The 23,905-nt window shown below is 68.1% G+C and carries 27 protein-coding genes and 5 pseudogenes; 18 read left to right on the top strand and 14 right to left on the bottom strand.

Annotated features, from left to right (window positions below; genetic code table 11):
• Positions 1–273 precede the first annotated feature (273 nt).
• Positions 274–708: a MarR family winged helix-turn-helix transcriptional regulator gene (locus ACFU5O_RS33645; protein ID WP_384246191.1), complete on the bottom strand. Its 435-nt coding sequence runs from the start codon at positions 706–708 to the stop codon at positions 274–276.
• 114 nt (positions 709–822) lie between these two features.
• Between ACFU5O_RS33645 and ACFU5O_RS33640 the strand changes: the two genes are divergently transcribed.
• From ACFU5O_RS33640 to ACFU5O_RS33590, 11 genes are all read left to right on the top strand, one after another.
• The gene (locus ACFU5O_RS33640) at positions 823–1,950 is read left to right on the top strand and encodes an NADH:flavin oxidoreductase (RefSeq protein ID WP_384246189.1); all 1,128 of its coding nucleotides are present in this window, start codon (positions 823–825) and stop codon (positions 1,948–1,950) included.
• A gap of 251 nt (positions 1,951–2,201) precedes the next feature.
• Positions 2,202–2,693 carry a DUF2975 domain-containing protein gene (locus ACFU5O_RS33635; protein WP_384246188.1) on the top strand — a complete coding sequence of 164 codons (492 nt, stop codon included), beginning with the start codon at positions 2,202–2,204 and terminating at the stop codon, positions 2,691–2,693.
• Complete coding sequence (locus ACFU5O_RS33630; protein WP_384246187.1) at positions 2,693–2,914, top strand: helix-turn-helix domain-containing protein; 222 nt, start codon at positions 2,693–2,695, stop codon at positions 2,912–2,914. The genes ACFU5O_RS33635 and ACFU5O_RS33630 overlap by 1 nt, the downstream gene beginning before the upstream one ends.
• A 154-nt stretch (positions 2,915–3,068) precedes the next feature.
• A complete protein-coding gene (locus ACFU5O_RS33625; protein ID WP_384246185.1) occupies positions 3,069–3,452 on the top strand; it encodes a transposase family protein in 384 nt (127 codons plus the stop codon).
• 384 nt (positions 3,453–3,836) lie between these two features.
• Positions 3,837–4,286 (top strand): DUF4395 domain-containing protein, encoded by a 450-nt coding sequence (locus tag ACFU5O_RS33620; RefSeq protein WP_384246184.1) that lies wholly within the window; start codon positions 3,837–3,839, stop codon positions 4,284–4,286.
• Positions 4,287–4,293: 7 nt separating this feature from the next.
• Complete coding sequence (locus tag ACFU5O_RS33615; RefSeq protein ID WP_384246183.1) at positions 4,294–4,722, top strand: thioredoxin family protein; 429 nt, start codon at positions 4,294–4,296, stop codon at positions 4,720–4,722.
• 461 nt (positions 4,723–5,183) lie between these two features.
• On the top strand, positions 5,184–6,170 hold the full coding sequence (locus tag ACFU5O_RS33610; RefSeq protein WP_384246181.1) for a hypothetical protein: 987 nt from the start codon (positions 5,184–5,186) through the stop codon (positions 6,168–6,170).
• Positions 6,163–6,732, top strand: coding sequence for an O-methyltransferase (locus tag ACFU5O_RS33605; protein ID WP_384246179.1), 570 nt, complete (start codon positions 6,163–6,165; stop codon positions 6,730–6,732). The genes ACFU5O_RS33610 and ACFU5O_RS33605 overlap by 8 nt, the downstream gene beginning before the upstream one ends.
• Positions 6,733–6,750: 18 nt before the next feature.
• Positions 6,751–7,686 carry a hydroxymethylbilane synthase gene (hemC, locus tag ACFU5O_RS33600; RefSeq protein WP_384246178.1) on the top strand — a complete coding sequence of 312 codons (936 nt, stop codon included), beginning with the start codon at positions 6,751–6,753 and terminating at the stop codon, positions 7,684–7,686.
• A 5-nt stretch (positions 7,687–7,691) separates the two neighbouring features.
• Positions 7,692–7,949: a DUF6087 family protein gene (locus tag ACFU5O_RS33595; protein WP_384246177.1), complete on the top strand. Its 258-nt coding sequence runs from the start codon at positions 7,692–7,694 to the stop codon at positions 7,947–7,949.
• 827 nt (positions 7,950–8,776) lie between these two features.
• Positions 8,777–8,917, top strand: coding sequence for a hypothetical protein (locus ACFU5O_RS33590; RefSeq protein ID WP_384246175.1), 141 nt, complete (start codon positions 8,777–8,779; stop codon positions 8,915–8,917).
• A 157-nt stretch (positions 8,918–9,074) separates the two neighbouring features.
• On the opposite strand, the gene ACFU5O_RS33585 is transcribed toward ACFU5O_RS33590, so the two are convergent.
• Complete coding sequence (locus tag ACFU5O_RS33585; RefSeq protein WP_384246174.1) at positions 9,075–9,290, bottom strand: DUF6207 family protein; 216 nt, start codon at positions 9,288–9,290, stop codon at positions 9,075–9,077.
• A gap of 214 nt (positions 9,291–9,504) precedes the next feature.
• Positions 9,505–10,725: an esterase/lipase family protein gene (locus ACFU5O_RS33580; RefSeq protein WP_384246173.1), complete on the bottom strand. Its 1,221-nt coding sequence runs from the start codon at positions 10,723–10,725 to the stop codon at positions 9,505–9,507.
• Between the two features lie 225 nt (positions 10,726–10,950).
• On the opposite strand from ACFU5O_RS33580, the gene ACFU5O_RS33575 reads away from it, so the two are divergent.
• Entirely contained in the window at positions 10,951–11,289 is a 339-nt protein-coding gene (locus tag ACFU5O_RS33575) for a hypothetical protein (RefSeq protein WP_384246171.1), read from the top strand.
• A 163-nt stretch (positions 11,290–11,452) separates the two neighbouring features.
• Here the strand turns inward: ACFU5O_RS33575 and ACFU5O_RS33570 are convergent, their stop codons facing one another.
• The 6 genes and pseudogenes from ACFU5O_RS33570 to ACFU5O_RS33545 all read right to left on the bottom strand — a co-directional run.
• The gene (locus tag ACFU5O_RS33570; RefSeq protein ID WP_384246170.1) at positions 11,453–11,791 is read right to left on the bottom strand and encodes a GNAT family N-acetyltransferase; all 339 of its coding nucleotides are present in this window, start codon (positions 11,789–11,791) and stop codon (positions 11,453–11,455) included.
• On the bottom strand, positions 11,788–11,946 hold the full coding sequence (locus ACFU5O_RS33565) for a hypothetical protein (RefSeq protein WP_384246168.1): 159 nt from the start codon (positions 11,944–11,946) through the stop codon (positions 11,788–11,790). The genes ACFU5O_RS33570 and ACFU5O_RS33565 overlap by 4 nt, the downstream gene beginning before the upstream one ends.
• Positions 11,943–12,338 carry a hypothetical protein gene (locus tag ACFU5O_RS33560; protein WP_384246167.1) on the bottom strand — a complete coding sequence of 132 codons (396 nt, stop codon included), beginning with the start codon at positions 12,336–12,338 and terminating at the stop codon, positions 11,943–11,945. The genes ACFU5O_RS33565 and ACFU5O_RS33560 overlap by 4 nt, the downstream gene beginning before the upstream one ends.
• A gap of 1,229 nt (positions 12,339–13,567) precedes the next feature.
• Positions 13,568–14,324: pseudogene (locus tag ACFU5O_RS33555) on the bottom strand (transposase).
• A gap of 601 nt (positions 14,325–14,925) precedes the next feature.
• A protein-coding gene (locus ACFU5O_RS33550; RefSeq protein WP_384246234.1) for an IS5 family transposase occupies positions 14,926–15,725 on the bottom strand; the annotation gives its coding sequence in 2 pieces (ribosomal slippage) (positions 14,926–15,386 and positions 15,386–15,725; 801 coding nt in all).
• A 63-nt stretch (positions 15,726–15,788) separates the two neighbouring features.
• Positions 15,789–16,274 (bottom strand): annotated as a pseudogene (locus ACFU5O_RS33545) (IS5 family transposase); the annotation flags it as partial.
• Between the two features lie 82 nt (positions 16,275–16,356).
• Here ACFU5O_RS33545 and ACFU5O_RS33540 point away from each other — a divergent pair.
• A complete protein-coding gene (locus ACFU5O_RS33540; protein WP_384246165.1) occupies positions 16,357–16,869 on the top strand; it encodes a hypothetical protein in 513 nt (170 codons plus the stop codon).
• A 497-nt stretch (positions 16,870–17,366) separates the two neighbouring features.
• On the opposite strand, the pseudogene ACFU5O_RS33535 reads toward ACFU5O_RS33540, so the two are convergent.
• Positions 17,367–17,692, bottom strand: a pseudogene (locus ACFU5O_RS33535) (transposase); the annotation flags it as partial.
• Here ACFU5O_RS33535 and ACFU5O_RS33530 point away from each other — a divergent pair.
• Both ACFU5O_RS33530 and ACFU5O_RS33525 read left to right on the top strand, forming a co-directional pair.
• The gene (locus ACFU5O_RS33530) at positions 17,679–17,810 is read left to right on the top strand and encodes a hypothetical protein (protein ID WP_384246239.1); all 132 of its coding nucleotides are present in this window, start codon (positions 17,679–17,681) and stop codon (positions 17,808–17,810) included. The pseudogene ACFU5O_RS33535 and the gene ACFU5O_RS33530 sit on opposite strands and share 14 nt — an antisense overlap.
• A 210-nt stretch (positions 17,811–18,020) precedes the next feature.
• Positions 18,021–18,902 (top strand): MBL fold metallo-hydrolase, encoded by an 882-nt coding sequence (locus ACFU5O_RS33525; protein ID WP_384246163.1) that lies wholly within the window; start codon positions 18,021–18,023, stop codon positions 18,900–18,902.
• A 529-nt stretch (positions 18,903–19,431) separates the two neighbouring features.
• Here ACFU5O_RS33525 and ACFU5O_RS33520 read toward each other — a convergent pair.
• From ACFU5O_RS33520 to ACFU5O_RS33510, 3 genes are all read right to left on the bottom strand, one after another.
• Positions 19,432–19,710 carry a transposase family protein gene (locus ACFU5O_RS33520; protein WP_384246161.1) on the bottom strand — a complete coding sequence of 93 codons (279 nt, stop codon included), beginning with the start codon at positions 19,708–19,710 and terminating at the stop codon, positions 19,432–19,434.
• A 551-nt stretch (positions 19,711–20,261) separates the two neighbouring features.
• Positions 20,262–20,732, bottom strand: a complete 471-nt coding sequence (locus tag ACFU5O_RS33515; protein ID WP_384246160.1) for an SPW repeat protein — start codon at positions 20,730–20,732, stop codon at positions 20,262–20,264.
• Positions 20,733–20,964: 232 nt separating this feature from the next.
• On the bottom strand, positions 20,965–21,405 hold the full coding sequence (locus tag ACFU5O_RS33510) for an HD domain-containing protein (protein WP_384246158.1): 441 nt from the start codon (positions 21,403–21,405) through the stop codon (positions 20,965–20,967).
• 238 nt (positions 21,406–21,643) lie between these two features.
• Between ACFU5O_RS33510 and ACFU5O_RS33505 the strand changes: the two are divergent.
• Positions 21,644–22,041 (top strand): annotated as a pseudogene (locus ACFU5O_RS33505) (Ku protein).
• 214 nt (positions 22,042–22,255) lie between these two features.
• Positions 22,256–22,690: a VOC family protein gene (locus ACFU5O_RS33500; protein ID WP_384246156.1), complete on the top strand. Its 435-nt coding sequence runs from the start codon at positions 22,256–22,258 to the stop codon at positions 22,688–22,690.
• A gap of 67 nt (positions 22,691–22,757) precedes the next feature.
• On the opposite strand, the pseudogene ACFU5O_RS33495 reads toward ACFU5O_RS33500, so the two are convergent.
• Positions 22,758–23,289, bottom strand: a pseudogene (locus ACFU5O_RS33495) (transposase); the annotation flags it as partial.
• A gap of 92 nt (positions 23,290–23,381) precedes the next feature.
• Between ACFU5O_RS33495 and ACFU5O_RS33490 the strand changes: the two are divergent.
• Positions 23,382–23,855, top strand: coding sequence for a hypothetical protein (locus tag ACFU5O_RS33490; protein WP_384246154.1), 474 nt, complete (start codon positions 23,382–23,384; stop codon positions 23,853–23,855).
• Positions 23,856–23,905: the final 50 nt, after the last annotated feature.

Here is a 23,905-nt window from a genome sequence, read left to right as displayed (position 1 = left end):
CTGCATGTACCACCTGCCGACTTCGCTCCGCAGCGGCCGGCGCCTCGTAGGCCACTGTGTTGGCAGCCGTGCGGACGCGCTGAAGCGTCGCCGGCGCTTGGTCCCGAACTCGCGTGGCGTGGCCTTGATCTGGGCTCGGCTCAGGACGTAGAACGTCCACTGCGCCCGCGCGTCACCGGCAGCGTATATACGGGCCTCGTGGACGACGAACACGTAGACGTCGGCTCGGAAGTCGTACTTCCGCTCAACAAGGTCGGCCGCAGGTCACCCCGATCAGGCGGGGGGCTGGGAGACGAAAACTCGTTCCAGCAGGGCGTACAGGCAGTCCCGGTCCTGGTCGCTGAGCCTGTCCAGGCCATCCTGTGTGGCGCGCATCTTCGAACGAATCGCGTCGGTGACACGCTCGCCCTCGGCCGTGAGGACGACGTTCTTGACGCGCCGGTCGGAGGCGCCGGCCTCGCGGCGCACCAGGCCGCGCTTCTCCAGCCGGTCGACGATCCCGGTCACGTTGGAGGCGTCGCAGGTCAAGGTGTCGGCCAGTGCCCGCATCGCGGTGGGTCCCCGGCGCAAAACGGTCAGCGCCTTGCCCTGGCTCGCTGTGAGGTTCTCACTCGCCGCCGCGACCGTGAAGTCGCCGTAGTAGGCGCCGAGCGACACCGAGAGCAGCTCCATGAGCTGGGCCGTGTCGACGCGGGGAGGTCCTGTCATGGGGGTCACTCTACCCAGGAAACTTGACTACCTCAAATATCTACATTTACCGTCTCCTCATTGCCTGAAGTTCTCAAGTATCAAGGTTTTCAAGTACCTGCGAGGAGCACCACCGTGACCGTCACTGCGTCCCCCGCCTCCCGCGCGGCCGAGACCCTGTCCCGGCCTATCGCGCTGAACGGCCTGACCGTCCCGAACCGCATCGTGATGGCGCCGATGACCCGCATGTTCTCCCCGGGCGGTGTCCCCGGTGAGGACGTGCGGTCGTACTACGCCCGTCGCGCCGCTGCGGGTGTGGGCCTGATAGTCACCGAGGGGACATACGTCGGCCACGAGTCGGCCGGGCAGAGCGACCGTGTGCCGCGGTTCCACGGTGAGGAGCAGCTGGCGGGGTGGGCGAAGGTCGCCGACGCCGTTCACGCGGCGGGCGGCACGATCGTGCCGCAGCTGTGGCACATCGGCATGGTGCGCAAGCAGGGCGACCCGCCCTTCGCCGACGCCCCCGCCGTCGGCCCCTCCGGCATCCGCGTCGACGGCACCGAGGGCGCCGGCAAGGCGATGACCCAGCGCGACCTCGACCATGTCATCGGCGCCTTTGCCGATGCCGCCGGGGCCGCCGAGCGAATCGGCTTCGACGGCGTCGAACTGCACGGAGCCCACGGCTACCTCCTCGACCAGTTCCTGTGGGCGGGGACGAACCGCCGTACCGACGCCTACGGCGGCGACCCCGTGGCCCGTACGAAATTCGCGGCAGAGATCGTGGCCGCGGTCCGCGAGACCGTCTCGCCCGACTTCCCTGTGATCTTCCGCTACTCGCAGTGGAAGCAGGAAGCCTACGACGCGAGGCTCGCCGAGACACCGGAGGAGCTGGAGGCGATCCTGACCCCGCTCGCAGCGGCCGGCGTCGACGCCTTCCATGCCTCCACCCGCCGCTACTGGCTGCCGGAGTTCGAAGGCTCGGACCTTAACCTGGCGGGCTGGACCAAGAAGCTCACCGGCAGGCCCACCATCACCGTCGGCTCGGTCGGCCTCGACGGTGACTTCATCCGCGCTTTCGCGGGCGAGGGCGCCGAGGTCGGCAGCATCGACAACCTCCTCGACCGCCTGGAGCGCGACGAGTTCGACCTGGTCGCCGTCGGTCGCGCCCTGCTCCAGGACCCGGAGTGGGCGGCGAAGATTCTGGGGGACCGGATTGAGGAGCTGGAGCCGTACGACGCGGCGGCGCTGAAGACGCTGAGCTAGCCAGCCCCGGTTTGACTCGTAGTCCCACGGAGCGCGACCGTCGTTATCCATGAAGCACGGCTTCGGCGTAGTCGGGTGGCGTCCGATTTGTGCTCAAGCGAGGCCGACTTCGACAAGATCAAGACTGTTAGCGCAACCGCCGCCTGGCGTCCCGTCACGGTGCGAATCCGCAGCCCACCCTCCGACTCGGCCCTTGCTTCATCTATCGAAATTCGATAGATTCCCATCGCAATTCGATGGAAGGATGGGTCGTGGGGAAGCTGACAGTGCGTGCGCTGCGCGCCGTGCTCGCGGTGGTGCTCACCGGCACCGTGTTCGTACAGGCATTGATGGTGTGGGCGTTGGCCAGCGGGAGCGACCCGGAGGACGGGTCGCTCCCGCTGACCCCCCTGCGCTTGATCACGATCCTGGGCATGGTGTCGGCCCAGGTCGCCCTGGTCTGCGTATGGCGGCTGGTGACGATGGTGCGACGCGGAACCGTGTTCTCCCACGCCGCCTTCCGGTACGTGGACGGCGTGATCGGCGCGATCGTGGCGGCTGCCCTCGTGTGGTTCGCGGTCACGGCCCTCAATGCGCCGGGCCAGCGGGACGACCCGGGCGTCACCGTCATCATGGGCGGAGTCGGCTTGGCCATCCTGGGGGTCGCACTCATCGTGCTCGTGCTGCGGATGCTGCTCGCCCAGGCCGTCGCGCGCGACGTCGAAGCGGCGCAGATGCAGGCCGAGTTGGACGAGGTGATCTGATGCCGATCGCCGTCGACATCGACGTGATGCTGGCCAGGCGGAAGATGTCCGTGGGCGAGCTCGCGGACCGCGTAGGCATCACGCCCGCCAACCTGGCGGTACTCAAGAACGGCCGCGCCAAGGCGGTGCGCTTCGCGACGCTTGCTGCGCTCTGCGAGGTGCTCGAGTGCCAGCCGGGTGACCTGCTGCGCTGGGAGGCCGAGGGCGCCGCGGGCGGATGACGTGCCCAGGGCGGGCGTGAAGACAGGGCTTCGCCCTAGTCGCTTGACGCCCGATTCATGACGAACTGTCAGGTTAACGGCGGTCTGGGAACGTGCCAGGCGCGAGGTTTCCAAGATCGGGGTTCCCGACGCCCCGTGATCCGGGTGGAAGACCGTGCCTGCCGACGCATCATTGCCGAGCCCGCCTCCCTTTGACCAACTCCGCGAGCATCCCGGGGCCTTGCCCGAGGAGATCCCGGGCCTGCTGGAGCGTCTGGCCGAGGTGCCCGACCCTCGCGATCCGCGCGGCGTTCGGCACGCTCTGGTCGTCGTGCTCGCGCTCACCGCGTGCGCGGTTCTGGCCGGAGCGGCCTCAGCTCCAGCGCCCGGTCAATGGTGGCCAGCGACTCTGGCTCGTCAGTGGCACCGTAGGCACCGTAGAAAACGTCATTCCCATACGGCCGAGGGCCTTGAGCGCTTACAGCTTGCAGACCGCCATGGCGGCGCGGGTGAAGGAAACGGGAAACGGCCGACCTCGCCGACGCCTACCAGCTGCTGAGTCCAGCGCACGAGCTCGCGGTCGGCCGCGGAGGTGCGCCGCCGTGTCTGCCGGCAGCCGCCGTCTCCAGGGGCCGCCAGACGACTCCTGACGACGAGTAGCAGGTGCAGCCGCGGGTCCGCGCCATGGTCGGCGCGGGCCCGCGGTTCGTCCCGGACGGAAGACGTGCAAGGGGCATGACCCAGATACGCCGGAAACCCGCCACGGGATGATCTTGGAACGATATTGACCGCGGCGGGGGTGGCTGCTGCAATGGCGGCATGTTCTCCGCGACGTTCCTGGTTATCAGGGCTCACATCGACTTCGGTCGGGTGTGGTCCGCCGCGTGTCGCTGACCGCGCGCTCGATTCGCCAGGATCCGTTCGTATCGTCCCGGAGTTCGTCATGCCTGACCGCACCCCCGGTGTGCCCGTCCGACTCGACCCGCGTGGGCCGCGCTTCGCCGCCGCGCTCACGACCCTTGTCCTGCTTCTGGTCCTTGCCACCGGCAGCGGCGTGTTGCTCGCGGCGCAGGCTGTCGTCTTCGCCCTCGGTGCAATTCTGGGACTGCGCTGGTCCCCGTACGGTTGGCTCTACCGTCGGCTGGTGCGTCCCCGTCTCGGGCCGCCGCAGGAGCTCGAGGAGGAGCGGCCGCCGCGTTTCGCGCAGGCGGTCGGCCTGGGCTTCGCGATTGTCGGGGCGGCGGGTTACCTGTCCGGTGCCACCTGGCTCGGTATCGCCGCGAGCGCGGCGGCGCTCGCAGCGGCCTTTCTGAACGCCGCCTTCGGCTACTGCCTGGGCTGCGAGCTCTACCTGCTCGCGGTCCGCAGCCGGGCCCGGCTGAGCCACGGGTGAGGTAGTCGTGAGCGATCCGACCGGGCTGATCGTGGCCGCCGTCGTGTCGGCGGCCGCGACCGTCTTCGGGCTGGTCCGTGCCCGTCGTGACGGCAGGCTGCGCGACGGTGGCCGGGGTGACGCGCTGCGTCTGTCCTCCGGTGAGCTGGGTGTGGCGCTCGGGGAGCGGGCGACGCTGGTGCAGTTCTCGACGGCCCTCTGCGCGTCCTGCCCCGGCACCCGGCGCCTGCTGGCCGGCGTGGCCGCCGGGACGCCTGGCGTGCGCCATGTGGAGATCGATGCCGAGGCGCGGCTCGACCTGGTCCGTCGCGTCGATGTGATGCGCACGCCGACCGTGCTCGTCCTCGACCGCGCCGGACGTGTCGTGCGCCGCGCCTCCGGGGCGCCGACCCGGGCCGACGTGGTGTCGGCGGTGGAGCTGGCCACGGCGGATTGAGAGACCATTTCGTTTTCCGGGGTTCCGCAGCCGTCGTGTGGCCTTTCGTTTGTAACGAACGGTGATCTTTCCCTGCATGGCATCACCCGACGCGATGAATCCGGGCAGCCTCCAGGCCCACATGATGCCGCCCGCGCGGCCAGGGAGGCCTGGCGACCGAACACCTCATCCACCCACGACGCCGCGGCGCTGCCGCCGCCGGGCCCACCGCACGACTACGACAACCACCAGGGCTCGATCCTCCCGGCACGCAGCCCGTCGTACACCCTTGGCGGCCGACCGCGCTTTTCTCGAGTTCGAGGCGGATCTGGCGGAGCGGCCCGACCAGCCCCCACGAGCCGCGCGTAACCTCACCTGAACCCCGTCGAGTACTCGCACACCCTCACCTGGCTGTGGTGCGCGCCTGGTGTGCCACTGCGCGCCCTTCCTTGCCGACACGGTGTCGGTATCTACTGGCGGGCATGACCGCACCTACTTCTGACCTCCCGTTACCCATCCGGCGTCCAGAGGGTGTCAGCCCGTCCCGCGCCCGCCCCGCCGTGCGCGGTCTCTACGCCCGCCTCGGCCTCACACCAGCGGACCTGGGCGCCCCGCTCCTCGTCCTGCCCGATGACTACACCGGCGATACCCCGGCCCTGCCCGGAGCCGTCCCGCTCGCCCGCGTCGAAACCACCGTCGCGCGCTGGTCGGCGATGGGGATCCGCGGGGTGAAACTCTTTGCGCTCGGGCATGATCGTGATGCCCGCGGATCTGCCGCTCTGGCCGCGGGCAACCTCATGCTCCGAGCGATCACGGCCGCCCGCCGCGCCACACCCGACATGGCGTTGACGACCGAGGTCTGCGGCTGCTCCTGGACCGAGACCGGTGAGTGCATCCTGCGTGTTCCCGACGGCCGGATCGATCTGGACGCCACGCACGCGTACATGGGCCGGATGGCCATCCAGCACGCCGAGGCCGGGGCGGACGTCGTCTCACCCACCGCCATGCTCGACGGCTCCGTCCACGCCGTACGCACCGCGCTCGACGACCACGGCTTGCACGACGTCGGCGTGAACCCGAACCTCGCGATCCACACCACCCTCTATGCCCCGTTCAAGGCGCTGATGGGCACGGATCCGGCTGCCGGGCACCGCCGCGGCCTCCAACTAGAACCAGGCCGGGCCGAGCGCGACACGCTCGTCCAGGCCCGCCGCTGGATCGCCGAGGGCGCCGACTCCCTCACCCTCCAGCCGGTCCTCACCGCCGCCGACATCCTGGTGCGCCTGCGCGCCGACCAGGAGGTGCCGCTGGTGGCGTACTCGACGTCGGGGGAGTGGCCCGCCCTCACCGCTCTCGGCATCGAAGGCACCGTCGAGTACCTCGCCATGCTCAAGCGGGCCGGTGCCGACCACGTCCTGACCTTCGCCGCCGAACAGGCCGCCGCCTACCTCGGAGCACACCATGGATGACACACCCCGCGCCCGCCCGGGCGCACTCGATGCCATCCTCGCCGACGCCGCCGCACTCGGCTTCGCCATGTCCTGCGAGGAGCGCACCGGCTCCCTGCTGGCCACCCTCGCCGCGTCCAAGCCCGGCGGCCGGTTCCTGGAGCTGGGCACCGGCGTCGGCGCCGGCGCGGCCTGGCTCCTCCACGGCATGACTGAAGACACTTCCCTCACGAGCGTTGAAGCCGACCCAGCAGTGCAGGCGGTAGCGGCCAAGCACCTCGCCCACGACCACCGCGCCACGTTCACCACCACCAACGCCTGGCTCACCGCCTACACTGGCCCGCCCATCTCCCTCGCGTACGTGGACTGCCGGCCGGGAAAGATCCACCGCCTCGCCGACCTGATCGCCCTGCTCGAGCGCGGCGGCCTCTACATCGCCGACGACCTCCTCCCACAGCCCACCTGGCCCGACGACCACCAATCCCGCGTCGACGCCTTCCTCGCGCACCTGCCCGAACACCCCAACCTGCTTTACACACCGCTGAGATGGGCCTCCGGGCTGCTCATCGGGACCCGAGTCTGAGGGTCTATCGTGGGCGGCATGTCCGCCCCTGAGCTGATCCGCATCGTCTCCCGCGACTCCCCGATGGCCCTGGCCCAGGTCGAGCGCGTCCGCGCCGAGTTGGCCGCACTTCACCCCCACACCCGCACAAGCGTGGTGCCGGTGAAGACGACCGGCGACAAGTGGATGGGCGACCTCTCCCAGGTCGAGGGCAAGGGCGCCTTCACCAAGGAAGTCGACGCCGCGCTTCTCGCAGGCGAGGCGGACCTCGCGGTGCACTGCGTCAAGGACGTGCCCGCCGACCGCCCTCTGCCGGCCGGCACCACCTTCGCCGCGTTCCTCAAGCGCGATGACATCCGCGACGCCCTCATCCACCCCACCGGCCTCACCCTCGACCAGCTGCCACCCGGCACCCGCATCGGCACCTCCTCGGTACGCCGCATCGCCCAATTGGCAGCGTCTCACCCTCATCTGGAGTGCGTGCCGTTCCGCGGCAACGCCAACCGCCGCCTGGACAAGCTCAGCAAGGGCGAGGCCGACGCCCTGCTCCTGGCGGTCTCCGGCCTGGAACGGATCAGCCGCACGGACGTGATCACCGAGATCCTGTCGACGGAGCAGATGATGCCGCCGATCGGCGCCGGGATCCTCGCCCTGCAGTGCCGCGAGGCCGACACCACGGTGATCGACGCCGTCAGCGACCTCGGCCACCCCGACACCCACCGCGAAGCCACCGCCGAGCGCATGTTCCTCCACGTCCTGCAGGGGCACTGCAACAGCCCGATCGCCGGCTACGCCAAGGCAGAACGCAGTGGCGAACTCTCCCTGCGCGCATCCGTGTTCACCCCCGACGGCAAGACCGTCCTCAACGCCCACGAATGGGCCGGACGCCTCGACCCCGCCACCCTCGGCACCTCCGTCGCCGTCGCCCTCCTGCGCCAAGGAGCCCGCGACCTCATCGACGGCATCGCCCACTGACCACCATGGGCAAGCACGCCCGGCCCGGCCCGCCGAACCAACCCTCACGCGCTGTCCCAGCCGTCGACCCGGACGACCCCCTCGCCGCGTACGAACGCCGACGCCAGCCACCCCTGGACCAACCCCGCAGGCACCGCCCCCTGCACGGCCACGCCGGCCACCTCCACCCCGACACCCCGCGCGTCCTGGAGGAATGGGACGGCTTCACCTACACCCCCGTCGGCACCGCCGCCGACCTCGCGACAGCACAGCGCTGGCTGTAAGGGACAGGTTGTTTCTCAATCCTTGATCAGTCGTTGGCAGCGCATGAATGCTCGCGGTGACGACGCCGCTTACTCCGCAGCCCACCTGGGCCCGTACAACCGGCCGCCCAGGTCCGATGACCCCGGCGGTCTCCGACATGAGTGCGCGACCGAGCTGCTGGCGTCGCGGATCGGACGTGCGATGGTGATCACCATTGCGCAGGCCACCGTGATCATCGCGGTGGTACGGGTCGTAACGCGTGAGCAGGCCTGAATGAGCGTCTTCGCGTTGTTCGGGCGGCCAGTGGTGCGGAGCTGGCGCACCGCGACTGGCTGGGATGCCGCCGGGCGGCAGGATGTGCAGCCGGGCAAGCGGCCTGGCGCGCCGGCAACCCCAGGTCTGCCAGCGGACTCCGGCGCTCAACTGCGCCATTCTCTGCGCACCGGTGATCCCCGACCGCCATCACCATCGGTTCAAGGGCCGAAGGGTGCTGATGGGAGCGGCCTGGGCGAGGAAGGCTCCTTCGGTGTCTGGCCGACTGCCGAGATGCCCGAGGGCGGGTACCAGGAGCGTGAGGAACCTGCGACGGGTCCAAGCGTGCCCTTCGTGCCCGACACGCGTTGTTGAAACAGTGAACCGGCCAGCGGGGGAGATCCTGACGGAAGCCCTGCACCAACGTCAACACCCTGGACGATTACCGCCGACGGGAAGCGAAGCAGCTCGCCGACCAAGCCCCACAGGACACCCAGGTGTGGGGTACACGGCCGCCCCGCCCCGTGAAGAGACTCCTGAGCCCGCGAGGTCCCCGAGTTGGAGCTTCCCGTCGTGCGGAAGGGACGTCGGCCCCTTGCACACCGGCCAGGACGACTATCAGCCGGAGGCAGGCGGGCTGTGCCCGGTGTGCGAGAAGGCCCGTCGTGAACTCGAGGCCGCCCGGGAGCGCACGGGGATCACGGCGCGCCTGCGTGCCCGCGCAGCCGAGCGTTGACTGGCAGCGGTACGGGGTGAGGGCCCCTGACCGGGCGCGGCAGGGGCCCCCGGCGCGCCTCCGTGGGGCGGATGTCGCACGCTGGACAACGAAGCACCCCGTCGTTGGGAGACGGTGACGCCTGCTGGCCGGAGCGCGGGACCCGGCCTCCTGTCAGTCAGGCCCTGCTGGGGGTGCGTCGGATGTCCGCGTACACCCGAGCTGTCATCCCCGGCTGTCCCGGGGTCCGCCAGACCGGCGTGACACCGGAGGTGGCCCACTGCTGCTGGAGGCTCTTCATCACCGCGCGAAGGGTGTGCTCGTCGGCAGCGGTGACGTCCGGCACGACCAGGCCGGGCTCTGGCGACGTGCTGTGCGTCGATCTCTTTCCCATGGAGTGTGACGGCCCCCAGTCGTTACCCGGTTCGTCGAGGCACGACGGACCACCTACACGAGCGAAGAGCTGTGACTGAGTGTTCTGGTTGGCCAGTGAGTGTTGCACTTGGCCACCGGCCGTACGCGTCCCGGACGCCGCCCCATCCCGTCGACACAGGGTGGGGCGGCGTCCGTTTCTCAGGTGTCCGGTCCTCCGGAGGGCGGGCCGGGGATCAGGCGTCGAACCGCTTCATCAGCCAGGTGCACAGTTCCTCGGTGACGGCGGTGTGCGGGGTGGTCGTGGACGAGCAGAGGAAAGCGCCCGCTCCGCTCTGCCCCGGGTCCAGGTCGTCGATGACCGTGTACAGGTCGTCCTGCGTCTCGAAGTCCAGGATGTCGACCGCGCTGACCGACGGGACGAAGCACACCTGCGGGTGCCGCAGATCCGGCTTGCCGCCGTTCTCCGCCATCTGCTGGGCGAGGATCCCGTACGTCGCGAGCGTGCCGCCCGGTGCGCCGTCCAGCTCGGGGAAGTCGTTGGTGGTGATGGTCTTCTCGTACTTCGGGAACGTCCGGTGCAGGTGGGCGGCCGTCACGTCGTCGCCCTGGGCCTGGATGTAGAAGGTGGTGTCGGGGTAGAGCACCTCGAGCCGCAGTGCGACGTCCCCGGGGTTGACGTCAGGCAGTCCGACCCCGTCCGGCCGGCCGTTGGCGACGGCGAGCGTGCGCGGCGTCGAGGGCCAGTTGCCGACCCGGCGCAGCTCCTCCAGCAGGGCCTCGCGCTCCGGGGCGACGTCGATCTTCCCCGTCTTGTAGTCGTAGTGCCGCCACAGCATCTGCCGCGCGGCCGGGCTGTTCATCTGCTGTGCGAAGGGGTGAGGCTTGAGGTTCACGGGCGGGAGCAGGTACGCGAACGCCTGGACACCGACGGGGATGGAGGCGCCGCGGTGCGGGGTGTCGTACGAGAAGTACACCGCCGTCTCGTGCTCGTCCGGGGTGCCGTCGGTCTCCATCTTGGCGAGGGTGTAGCGGGTGATCAGCCCGCCCATGCTGAAGCCGCCGACGATCAGCCGCTCGGACCCCTCGCGCAGCCGGATGGCCTCGCGGATGGTGGCCTCGGCCGCCTTCGCGTTCTCCATGATGGACGCGGTGCGGTTGTCGAAGCCGAGCAGGATCACGTCCCGGCCGCGGCGCCGGAGTTCGGTGAGGAAGGGATAGTCCTCGCCGTCCAGGAACTGGTAGAGCTTGTCGAGCTCGCTCTTGCCGTGGTTGAAGCCGTCGGCGATGATCACCGGCCGGGTGAGGCGGCGGTCGTCACCGGCGTGGAAGACCCAGGCGAAGCCTTTGTCGACGGTCCACTCGTCGTGATCGGGGACGTCGATCGGGTTGGAGGGAGCGTCGAACGGATCGCCGATCGTGAACGGGCCGATCTCGGGCTCGGTCGTTTCGGACAAGGCTGTACTCCTCGTGGGAGGGGTGGGGGAACAGCCACATCATGGGGGGTGATTTGCCCGTATCACCCGTTTGACCTGCGGAGTTCATTACAAATGATGCAATGGCCGCGGGGAGTGTTTGGCCCGGGAGGTATCGGCTCTGCTTACGCCTGGGCCCGCGCCACCCAAGGCGAGCACCTCCTCCCGCCCACACGAGCCTAGATTCTCAACAGCCCCGACCGACAGATGGTCTGGAGAAGAGACGTCACCACCGTCTTCAGCCTGCTCAAGAGGGCCCAGCGCTACCCGCGCTACCTGATGCTCAAGCAGTTGCTCGCGCACCCGGACGCCGAACCCGACCCCGACGACCAGGAGCCGGAGGCCGAACCTCGGTCGGCGATCGACCTGACGGCGCTGCGAGCCCTGAAGTCGTCCCGCAGCGACGTGGAAGCACTTGATCTCACCGACGACGGCTGCGCCGCCTCCAGGACGCCTTCACCAAGGCGGCTGACCACGCCCACCCGGGTGTCGCTTCCTGGGCGTGGTCGAAGTGCTGCTGCAAGGCGGCTGGGCCGGTGGGCGTAGGTCTCACCAGCGGGCTGCCCCAGGCCTGCGTCGGCCAGCTGCCGTAGGCCTCGTGATTGCGTCGGTGAGAAGCAGCAACACGTGACGGTGAGTTCTAGGAACGAGTGGGGCTACTCAGCTGCCGGAATGTCGGTGAGTTTCAGCAACGCCGCAAAGCGGTGGCCTATGACTCGGCTTCTGTCTTTGTGATGTAGGTGTGGGTTCGGGTGAAGGCGGTGAAACCCATGGACTCGTAGAGCTGTTTTGGGACGGGGTAGGCGGCATCTCCCCGGCAGCAGAGGGTTGCGCGGTGCCCGCCGGCGTCGGCGAAGGCGTGGAGCACGGCGGTGCAGACGGCGCGGGCCAGGCCCAGGCGGCGATGCTCGGGGTGGGTGCCGACCGGTTCGAATTCGCCGATGCCATTGGCCTCGTCATACCAGCCTTGGCAGTAGGCAACGGCGTCACCGGCGGGAGAGACGACGATGAGGTCGAGCTCAGGGCGGTAGGGCCACGTGCTCCTCATGCGGGCATGGCGCTCGGTCGTGACCGGGTCGAGCCGAACGCGCCGCGGTGTGCTGCCGCACGTCCAGCGACATCGATGTGGTCCCGCTGGGCCCTGATCAGGTAGCCATCGGGCAGGGACGGCACGTCCGGCAGATGGGTGAGCGGTCGGCTCATCGCGGCCATGAAAGGACCGTCGGGGGCGCGTGTGTGGCCGCGCCGCTCCAGCGCGGCGGCCAGATGCGGTTCCGTTCCGTCTCAGCGACCTCGACGCTTAACGCTCCGGGGGCTGTCTGCTCGGCCCAGTCGAGTACTTCGTCGGCCAGCTGGGGGCAGCTTGGGTCGACCTGGAGCATGAGGGTGTCGGGCAGTTCGAGCCAGCCCCAGGCCAGAGTCTGGCTTTTGTGGATCCAGATCGCCGTGGGGTGCTCGTCGGCCCGGTCGAGGGCCAGGCACCAGTTCCAGGCGAGGTCGCCGACGTGACGGTAGCCGGTCGCCGGGAATACCCGGCTGGCCAGATCCTTCATGGCGCGCAGCGCCAAGGGACCGGCGTGGGTATGGCGTTGCATGGGCGCCATGCTGCCGATCGCTTCTGGATCAAGCAACGGAGTATCCCGGCACGAGAGAACCAGCTCAGGTTGCGGTCACTCGCGCGAGTGGACAACCGTGCCCCGGCAAGGCCCCGGCAGCTGCGTGAAGGCAGGCGCCACCACAGCAGGACGGAGCGCGAAGCGCAACTTCCTTCCAACGCAGGGGGGCGTAGTTGGCTCCGGCTTACGGGGCGGGCTCGAGCAGGGGGCCACTGCTACCGCGAAGGGGTCCTCTCGGAACTCATGAAAGGCCCTGCCCTCTTGAGACCGCACTGGTCATTTTGGGGCGCGGGGGACTAACGAGTACCCGCCAGAGGCCCCCAGCATGGTCCGCCACGGCCAGGGCACGTCGGGGAGGCCCGCTCAGTGATCAACCCATTGGCCGAGCCGGTCAAACGCCATGCGCCCCACGCATTCACGTCAGGGCAGGAGCGAGGCCGTGGGTCTCCTTGATTTCCGATGCCGACGCTGGGCGCCGCGGGCCTCCGGCCGATGTGTGCTGTCTCCGTATCGTGACTGTTTACTTGGCTGGTGCCGTCTTCTTGGCCGCGGTCTGTCCTCTCGGCAGGTCTCGCACGGCCCCAGGGACGAGCTTCCGTCTTCCAGCTGTTCTGCCGCGTGGGCGGTGTCCGAGGCGCGGTGGCGTGCCTCGCGGGCGACCCGCTCCGCGTTCGTGACCTGCTCCCGAGCGGCACGTGCCCTTGTTCTGGGCCTCACGATAGGCGGTCTCTGCCTCCCGTAGTTGCTGGGCGAGGTCGGCCGTGCGCTGTTCGCTCTCCCTTACCTCCTGGTCTGCCCGCTGCCGGTGCTTGAGTTGTTCCTCGCTAGTGCGCGCGGCTTCCTCGGCCTTCTCGGCCGTCTTCCGCGCCTGGCCACTCTGCTCGCGCAGCTGCCAGCGATGTGCTCGCTTGTCGCTCGTGTCTACGAGCTGTCCGGTGGGCTGGGCTTGAGAGGGTGCGGCGGCCCTCGTCCGCGGAGTCTCGACGGGGGGATAACCAACAGGGGCGGTCAGGGGTCGGGTGAGCCTGCCGGCCGCCCACTCCCCGGAAGTGCTCCAAGCTCTGCGAAGGTCCCGTACCAGGCGCAGCGCAGCTACTCGACGGGCGCCGAGCGTCACGCGTTTCGCGTTGGCCCGCGCATGAAGGCTTGTCCCGTAACTGATCTTCGATGAGGCGTGGGCGAGGACGATCGTCGTTCGGCCCGATCGCCTATCCGGCGAGGGCGAGGTTGTGCAGGTGGGCGATGCCGCTCATGGCGTCGCCCTTGAGTCGGCAATCGCGCAGGATCTTCCAGGTCTTCATGCAGGCAAAGGCGTGCTCGACGCGGGCGCGGACCTGTTTGTGGGACTTGTTGTGCGCCTGCTTCCAGTCGGGGAGTTCCTCTCTTTGCGGCGCCGGTGGGGCATTACGAGGCCGGTGCCGCCCGGATAGCCGCCGTCGGCGATCGTCATGGTGCCGCCGACGGCGGCCTTGGCGCCAGACTCCTCCCATGCCTGCAGTCGGCTCGGTTGCCGGGAAGCGGCCGGCCGACCACGACGACCAGCCGAGTGTCCGCATCGATGACGACCTGGTGATTGGTGGAGTGCCGATAGTTTTTGGACTGTTCGGCCACCGTGTGATCGCGGGTTGGAACAAGAGTTCCATCCACGATGAGCACCGTGTCATTGCGGAACCGCTTGCGGGGCCGGAGTGCGAGCAGAGGACCGAGGTGGCCGACGATGCGGTCGACTGAAGACTTCGAGACCCCAAACAGCGGGGCGAGCTGGCGTAGCGTCAAGTTGGGTCGCCAGTACGTGGCAACCAGCAGCAGCCGGTCCTCCAGCGGCAGGCCCCACGGCGACCCTTGACGTGCAGCGTCTGCACCTTGACGCCGCACAGCGGTCACCAACTTGGCGAACTGGCGCGGGTTCAGCCCGCTGAAGGGCACTATCCAGCACGGCGCCGACGCCGTGATCACACCAGCCACGCTGTGATCATTTCATTGCTGACGCGCTGGACCTCGGGTCTTCACCCAGGCTCCCTGCGGCCCGCGAGCCGACGACGCCACCAAAGGTCAGAGCGCCACTGCCGGCGGTCGGCAAACGGGTCGGGAAGGGTGCGCTTGAGGTACACAGTGTCCAGAGAGACCACTTGGCGCTCCAGCTCGGCACGAGCCCGGACAGGCAGCTGCTCCAGGACCAGCTCGAGCACGTCGCGGGCATGCCTCACGTCGTCAAAGGAACAGCCGCGGCACGAGCACTCCGCGTCCTGCGGATAGAGAGGCCGACGTCCAGGCGGTTCCAGAAACGCTTGGTAACGCTGCAGCGCACGGTCCGTGGCACCGGGATAGACGTAATAGTCGGCCGACAGCCTCTCTACTCGATGTATCGCGAGGCTGGTGCGGGCAGAGAGCCCGTGGATCCGATCCGGCGGCGGGCCCTCCCAGGCGCGAGGACCATGCTGTTCGACGCGCAGGGCGCCAGGCCGTCTACGCGGCATCGGCCTTTCGGTATGCAGTCATGGACGTCATCATGCCAGCACCCAAGCCCCTGCGGTCAGGAGCGACGGGACAAGCCTTAGAGGCCATCTCATTTGGCGAGTCTGCGGTAGCAGATGAGGGTGCAGGCGATGCTGGTGAAGGCTAGGAAGTGTTCAGCTTTGCGTTCGTAGCGGCGATGGAGGCGGCGACATCCAGCGAGCCAGGCCATCGTGCGTTCGATGGTCCAGCGGTGGCGTCCCAGCCGCTGGGAAGACTCGACGCCTTTGCGGGCGATGCGGTGCCGGATGCCGTGCTGGCGTAACCATCGGCGCAGATGGTTGTAGTCGTAGCCCTTGTCGGCGTGGAGTTTGGCCGGCCGTCGCCGACGCGGTCCGCGCCGGGAGCGGATAGGCGGGATGCCTCGCACGAGCGGTTCGAGGGCCTGGCTGTCGTGCAGGTTGGCGCCGGATATCCCGACGGACAGGGGCAGTCCGGTTCGCTCGGTGATCAAGTGGATCTTTGAGCCGTACTTGCCCCGATCCACCGGATTCGGACCCGTCAGGTCCCCCTTTTCAGGGCCCGCATGTTCACCGAGTCGATCGCGCAGCGAGACCAGTCCAGTTCACCCCGGGAGCCAAGTTCGTCGAGGACCAGGCGATGGAGCTTCGCCCACACCCGGGCTTTCGACCACTCGGTGAAGCGCCGATGAGCCGTGGGTCCCGACGGTCCGAACGAGGCGGCCGGCAGCTGCTGCCACGTGCAGCCCGACGTGGCCACGAACACGATCGCAGCCAGCACCTCCCTGTCACCATGCCGGCGCCGACCGCCTCCCTGAGGTCGACTCGGCGCCTCCGGCACCACTCGCTGGAACAACTCCCACAGCTCATCCGGCACCAGCCGCTCAACGATCCCCACACCTGGAGTTTATCGAACGGCCCAAATGAGATGACCTCTTAGGCACTGCTTCTCGGATCATGCTCGGAGCCAGATGACGAGCGTCGCGAGGGTGACGGTGCCGAAGTAGATGTAGGCGCGTTTCTCGTAGCGTGTGGCGACGGCGTGGAAGCCCTTGAGGCGGTTGATGGTGCGTTCGACAGTGTTCCGCTTCTTGTAGCGCTCGCTGTCGAAGACGGTGGCCGGCCGCCTCGGGAACCTCGATTCTGCCGGTGTCTACGCTGGTCGAGACATTCGGGGATGGTGTGCCGGATTCCACGTCGGCGCGGGTAGCTGCGGTTCCTCCGGGACGTGTAGGCCTTGTCCGCCAGCACATGGTCAGGCCGGGTGCGGGGGCCGTCCGGCTCCGGTGCGTGGCACGGAGACCTGTTCCAGCACGCGCTCGAGTTGAGGGCCGTCACCGTAGTGGCCGGGTGTCAGGACGAGGGCGAGGGGCCGGCAGCGCCCCTCGGCGACAAGGTGAATCTTGGTGGTGAATCCTCCACGGGATCGTCCCAGACACTCGCCTTTAAGGGCCTGTCGGTAGGTGCGTCACACCGCGCGGGAGATCTTGTGACAGGCCCCCCGCTGCTCATAGGTTGGCCTGATGGGCCTTTTCGACAGACTGACCGGCACCAAGCGTCCCGCCGGCGATATCGCACAGCAATCCGCTGAGCACGTCCGCGCGGCCCTGCTCGGACTCAGCCGCCCGGACCTTCCCTACGTTGTACGAGACGGGGCCCCGGAGGGAGCCGAACTGGTCGCGGAGTGGCGGCTGATGGAGTCGGCCTGGCAGACCTTCTTCGTCCGGTCGCAGGTGAGCCGAGCCGTTCAGATCCGGATGCGCCTGGTCCCCTCGTCCCACGAGGTCCGTGCCCTCGACCGGCAGTGGGAGGTCACCTGGGTCGCGGGCAAGCCCAGGCTGATGATGTCGCCTGAGTACACCCGTGGGCAGGTGCACACCGTGTCCAAGCGCTGGACGATCGGACGAGGCGCCGACGGCGGACTGGAGACGACGGAGACGTTCTGCTTCGACAACACGGCGCTGAAGAGCCCCCTTCAGGACGCCGTCCTCGCGGCCGGATGGACCTGGCGCGCAGTGGTGACCGGCAAGCTGTGACCGACCGCTGAGCCGACAGCACGCATCCAATCCGGTGGACCGGTGGCCCTGGGGGGAGGAGGCGAAGCGGCGTGGCGTGCCGGTCCGTGGGGGTGTGGGGTGCTTCTGGCCTGCGTAGACGCAGTCGGTAGCCGGGCGCCGCCGAAAACTTCGGACGTTCTCGGGACGGCTGGGCTGTCGGTGGCTCCGGATAGCGTGCGAATGGGAGCGAAGACGGTGCTACTGGCGTACGCGGACGGAGACGTGGCCTCGGCACTGAAGGCAGCTCGCGCCTTGACGAGAAGGGCGCGGCTCAGAAGAGTTTGGAGCAGGCTGTCGGTCGAGGCGCGAGCAGAGGCGGACGGTCTGATCGCCGATGGCCGCCACATTCAGGCCAACGCAGTGATGCGCGAGCGCGCCGGCCTTCCGCAGTCTGATCTCCGTGAGTGCGTCGACCTGCTGGAGCTTCGTGCCAGTAGCTTGCGGCAGTAGATAGAGACGCGTGGTGCCGAGGTCGATCAGGTGTCGCGCCAGTCAGGGTGGACTCGCGAGTCAGCCGGCGGCTTATGAGGTCGATCATCGCGACGTGGATTATGGCTTCGGATCGGTGTGGGTGCGTTTCGTAGTCGCGGGCGAGGCGCCGGTGGTGCATGAGCCGGCCGAAGGTCCGCTCGACCACCCCGCGGCGGGGGACCACCTTGAATCCTTTGACGCCGGGGCCGCGTTGGACAACTTCGACGTCGATGCCGAGGCGGGCACCGTGGTGGATGATCTTGGTGCGGTAGCCGGTGTCAGCCCACGCCTTGGTGACCTGGGGGTGGGCCTTGGCGATGTTCGAAAGCATGCACTGGCTCGGCCCCATCGGCGCCGCACTGATCGTCCTTGCCTTCGGCGCGGCCGAGATCACACACCTGATCCGCCGCCACCACCAGCTTGCTGCCGAACCGGCTCCGGCCCGGTGACCGCGAGCGCCGCACGGTCCTGACACCGGACGGTGCCACAGGGTGGGTCTGAAAACGCGCGCAGCCTGGACACACGGCGCACGCTGGTGGACGCATCACGTGCCCCCCACAGACTCGGCGACGGCGAGGTCGCCGACCCCAGCCGGGAACATTTCGGGTGCTCGCGGCACACAGGAGAACGAAGCATCGAAAGTAAGAAAGCAGACAACCATGGCTCTCGAATACGACGTCCTCGTCACCCTTCCTCCCCGGGCGGTCCTGCCCGATGGTTCCTCGGTCCGGCCGCTGCCGGCCTGGTCCCCGATGTCGGCGACCCTCATCTACGGGGAGCGGGACGCCATCCTGATCGACGCCCCGCACCTGGAGGAGCAGTCCCGGCAGGTGGCCGAGTGGGTGCTGGCCTCGGGCAAGAACCTGGTCGCGATGTACGCCACTCACGGCCACGGCGACCACTGGTTCGGTTTCTCCGAGGTCGCCAAGCACTTTCCCGACGCGCGGATGATCGCCACCGAGGGCACCGTGGCTCTGGCGGAGTTCACCGCCGGAAAGCGTATGGCGTTCTGGAACGGCCAGTTTCCCGGCCAGATCGTCAAGGACATCGTGCTGCCCGAGGTGATTGACGACTACACCTTCCTCCTGGAGGGCGAGGAGGTCCGGTTCGTCGAGGCCGGCGACAGCGACGGACCGGACACCACGTTCGTGCACGTGCCGTCCATCGGCCTCGTCGTCGCGGGCGACATCGTCTACAACGGCGTCCACCCCTACCTCGCCGGCGGCGAGAAGGCCCGGCCGCTGCCCGAGCGGCGCGCGGACTGGATCGCCGCCATCGACAAGATCGCTGCGGTCCACCCTCGCGCCGTCGTCGCCGGGCACAAGAACCCCGCCAACGACGACGACCCCCGCCACCTGGACGAGACCCGCAAGTACCTGCAGGACACCGAGGAAGTGGCCGCCGTCGCCCGCCACGCCAAGGAGTTCGCCGATCTGATGCTGCTGCGCCACCTGGACCGCATCAATCCCACCATCCTGGCCCTGACTGCCGAACACCTCTACCCCGGAACGACCGTCGACGGACGCGCCATCGAGTGGTGACACACCACTCCCGCGGGCACCGACACCACGGTCACACGGAACGGGGCCCCACCGCAGGACGGCCGGACCGACGAGCCGCCCTGAGCACGACGACGAAGCACTCGGCCGAAGAGGCCCCGTATGGCCGTGCGGGTCGCCGGTTCCTAGAAGCCCCGCACGGCCGGTGCTTCTAGGAACCGGCGAAACCGCAGCGCACCGCGGTCCGCGCGATGCGCCTTCAGTCCCACATGTCCGGGCCCACCGGCGTGGCCCGCACACCGAATCCCGAGGAATCGTTGGTCATGCCCCACAGCCAGGTGACCCCACCGAACCCGTCCGTGTCCGCCCCGAATGGTGTGACCTACTTCTACCGCCGCTTCGGTAACACCGGCACGCAGGCCGTCAGCTGAGGCCCTCACTCCGGGCCCGGTCCACCAGCATCGCGACGAGCTGCTCGTCCGACGCGGCCGACGGCATTGCACTACCGGCCGGACTCCTCCACGGACTTGTGCTCGATCGGAGTCTCGCGCACTTGGCGTATCTCCCCTCATCAGCAGATCCGCGCATCGAGCGCGTCGCCGTCGCTGCGCTGCAGTATCCGACGCACGGTCGCCTCGCTGGGCGCCCGGTAGGGCTGGTCCGGATCGCGCAGCGTGGCCCCGCACTGGAGAAGGAGCTGCTCAGGGGTGTCGGCGGCCCACTCAGCGATCGCGGTGAGGGACTTGGCCCCGGCCAGGACCGCACAGGCAGCCAGGGCCAGGACGTACCACAGCCGGTGACGCCGGCCTTGGAGGCGGCGCGGGTCGGGCAGACGGCGCAGTCGGTCCATCAGGTCAGGCAATTCATCGGGGCGGGCCGGATCGGAACCGACGAGTCGGCCAAGCCCGGCAGGCATAGGGGATGCTGACGCAGCAGCCACGGTCTTCCGTTGTGGTGATCAGCGAACTCGACACTCCATGATCACCGGAGCCGTGACTGCGCGCGTACCTGCCGATCCATCACGGATCACCATCGCGGCTACGTCGGGCCGACCGTGAGAACGACGGAGCCCTGGCCTCGCTGACCCTCCTGATCGACACCCCTGAACTCTTCACCAGCGTGGCGCTCGAAGGAATGCGCTCCTGGCACACGCTCCTGGCCGCTGATGCCCCCCGACGCGCCAGTGCCCGCCCGTACCTGCTGATCGCGGCCTCCCTCCCCGCATACGCGCAGCTGATCTTGTGAGGTCAGGGCGCACAAGATTCGTCGCGCCTGTGGCAGGGGGGTCTGGCGACCAGCGTCGGCGGGCACGGCAGCTGGCCGAACAAGTGGAACAAGCCGCGAAGCGTACGAATCATCCGCAGGAGCGCGGCGCCGCAGGGGGCGGCCCGTCGGCTTGCTTCAGCGGTTCGAAGGCAGGGGCTGGTTTCCGCCTCGGGTGCCGCGGTTCCGGGCGCCGGCAGCCGCGGCCGCGAGCGCCAGTGTCAGGGCGACCAAGCCCACGATGACGTTGTTGACGATGGTTCTGGTGGTGGAAACGTCCCCCGCGACGACCCAGGGTGCGATGACGGTCCAGGCGCCGATCACTGCGGCGGCCCAGGCCATCGCATGGGTGCGCTCATAGGCATGACCCAGGCCTCCCAGCAGGGCAGCAAAGGCAATGCCGGTCACCAGGTTGTTGACGGCAAGAGTGGAGAAGCCGTTGAAGCCGGCGATCCAGGGGGAGGCGGCCAGATAGATGCCGGTGACCAGGGACATTGCTTCAATACCCTGAGCCCGGCTTGTGGTGACCGCTCTCTCTGAGTGACGGCGCATTTCCACGATGTCCGGGTGTTGCTCGATGTCGTTCCGGGTGTAGGCCACCTTGATCATCTCCTCCAAGAGAGCGGCCGTCCACACGCTGCTACCTCCGTTTTCTCGAGAAAAACCTCCAAAATGACCCTTTTTGGGATCAAATACCGTCTGTTACTCGGACTCTGCTCGCCGTGCTGCTGTTCCTGGCCTTCGTGAACTTCCGGGTTCACGGGTCTTTCTCCTGTTTTCGGAAAGCGCCCCGGGCAGCGGAATACTGAGCCTGGCTGCTCCTGAGAGTTGATCACGACTCCTACAGGCCGAGCAGCCGCCGCATCCTCGCGTACTTCTCGCCGAGCTGGGTCCGGGTCGGTTCGTCGAGCAGGGCGAGCCGATTCGGGTCGGCGTTATGGGCGAGGTCGGCCTCCTTGATGAGGCGGGCGCCCGGCGTGGCGAGGATCCGCTGCGTGTACGACTCGTCGCTCTCGCCCGGGCGCTTGGTCATCGCGTCCACGAGGTCTTTCACATCCTGCGGAAGGTCGGCTGCCTCGAGCCACTCGCGGGAGAGCACGTCGTCCTCGATCGTGTCGTGCAGCCAGGCGGCGGCAATCTGTTCGTCGGAACCGCCCCGCTCCCTCACCCCGTCAACCACGGCCTGGACGTGCTCCAGGTAGGGCCGTCCCGTCTTGTCCCTCTGGAGCGCGTGGCCTTCGCGGGCGATCGCCGCGACCTGGTCGAGCGTGAGGTCCGGCATAGGTACGACTCTACCGGCGCCGGGCCTCCACCGCCCGGCTCACGGCTGCCCGCAGTCAGCAGCTAAAGGCGGCTCCGACCGGCGCTCGGCACGCGATCGTGCGGGAGCACGCCGGAAGAGTCGGAACAGCAAGGTCACGAAGCGGTGGCGGCGGACCGTGTGATCGTCTCAGCAGGCTAGCGCGGGACCGGGACGGAGCCGGTCGAGGAGGCCCGCCTGAAGCAAACGGGCTATCAGGGTGAATGGGCGCACCGGCGAAGAGGTGCCGCAGGAGGAGATCGTCAAGGGCTATGAAACCGGGGATGGCGAATTTGTCATCGTCGAGCCCGAAGAACTGGACGACATCGCGCCGGGACGCTCAAGGGCGATCGACATCTCGGGATTCGTCGACCTGAAGGATGTCAAGCCGGTGTTCTTCGACAAGACCTACTATCTGGGGCCCAAGGATGAGGAGTCGGCAAGGTCTACGCGCTGCTCCACGATGCCCTGGCCCAGTCGAACAAGGCCGGGATCGCGACGTTCGTCATGCGCAACCACGATTACCTCGTCGCCCTCAAGATCGAGGCCAACGTCCTCACCCTGCACTCGGCCGACGAAGTCCGCGACCCACACGCAGAGTTCGACCCTCCCCGCTAAGGGTTGTCCCGCAACTGATCTTGGGCTGAAGGTGGTTGGTGAGGGCTGGATCCTGGGGACTACTGGGGCGCTCCACCGCCACGGTTGCGTCGTTCTCGTGGACTGTCCGATTTGATCACTTGGTGTCCAAGGCGGTCCAGGATGCGACGGGTCGGGCGGATCCGACTGGGGAAATGAGCGGCAGGGTCTCCCTGGTACGCGGTACGGTGCGCCGATGTCAGAGATCAAAAAGTTCCAAGTCACCTTTGACTGCGCAGAACCTGAGCGCCTCGCTCGCTTCTGGTGTGAAGTGTTGGGGTACGTCATACCGCCGCCACCGGAGGGGTTCACCACCTGGGACGATTTCAACCGCACCCTCCCTCCGGAGGAGCAGGGATCATGGTTCGCCTGCAGTGATCCCTCAGGAGTGGGCCCGCGCCTGTACTTCCAGCGCGTCCCCGAAGGGAAAATCGTTAAAAATCGGGTGCATCTCGACGTCCGGGCCGGCACCGGGCTCGTGGGGGACGAGCGCCTCGCCACGCTCGAAGCCGAGTGCGCACGACTGGTCGCGCTCGGTGCGACCCACGTGCAAACGCTGTACGCCGATGAGGAAAACGAGTCGTGCATCCCGATGCTGGACATCGAGGGCAACGAGTTCTGTATCGACTGAACATTCTCCGAGCCGGGGAGGTGGGGAGCCACCTCCCCGGGGCCTCTGGTCTCGTAGGGGGCGGGAGTTACCCCGCGAGGGCGGGGTTGTGCAGCCGGGCGATGCCGAGCATGGCGGTGTGAACGCCATAGCCTTTCAGACGGCAGTCACGAAGGATCTTCCATGCCTTCATCCGCGCGAAGGGGTGCTCGACGCGGGCCCGGACCTTGCGGTGGGAGGTGTTGCGCTCCTTTTTTCCACGCTGGCAGTTCGGTCTGGCCGCGTTCACGTCGGTACGGAATGAGCAGGCCGGTGCCCCGATGGCCGCCGTCCGCGATGACCGTGGCCCGGCCGACGGCGGCCTTCGCACCGCAAAGTTCCCACGCCTTGCAATCGTTGCGGTTGCCCGTGACCGGTCGGCCGACGGCGACGACGGGTCGGGAGTCGGCGTCGATGACGACCTGGTGGTTGGTCGAGTACCGGTAGTTCTTCGACTGCGTGGCAACCGCATGATCCCGCGCGGGCACTAGGGTGCCGTCGACGATCAGCACGGCGTCCTTACGGAACCGCTGACGGATCTGAAGCGTAAGCGACGGTCCGAGGTGGCCGATGATGCGGCTAGGACTTGTCCGGGCGATCTTGGAGGCCAACGGTGCCTGACCCCCGTGAATCTCATTGTCGAAGGCCTCGCCGAGTGAGGTAGACGGGCGGTATGGATGCTGCCGTACTTGAACAGATGCTGGACGAGACCTTCGATCACGCTGTCGTGCACCACGGATACACCAACTACATGCGCGACTACGAGGTCATCGTCTACGCGACGGCGGATCCCCGTACCAGCATCACGCCATCCCACCTGCGGTATCTCTTCCGGTACTGCGTCGAGGCCCGATGCGAGACCTCAGTGCCGGCGGAGACCTGGCGGGTCTCTTTGGACGACCGGCTCATCGACCACGAACCCGGTGCCGATCTCGACGGATACGTCTGGGGCGTGAAGTGGCACTGCCTATACCCGGGAGCCAAGCTCCTCCCCGAGTCGGAGGCGACCCGCCGCTGGTCGAAGGCCCTCGGGATCGACTTCCACGAGGTTCGCATGGAGACCAACGCGCACAACCTCACTCTGCTCTTTTCCGAGCTTCAGGTGAGCGAGGTCCCGGTCGGATACGCGCCCTTCGTCACGGGGTAGTGATCAGGGTTCTTCTGATCTGTGACAGACGTCTGTCCGGGTCGTTCCTC

The sequence above is a fragment of the Streptomyces sp. NPDC057445 genome (assembly GCF_042802855.1).
GTDB lineage: Bacteria > Actinomycetota > Actinomycetes > Streptomycetales > Streptomycetaceae > Streptomyces.
The sequence above is the reverse complement of the archived record's forward strand: the minus strand, read 5'-3'. Positions and strand labels throughout refer to the sequence as shown.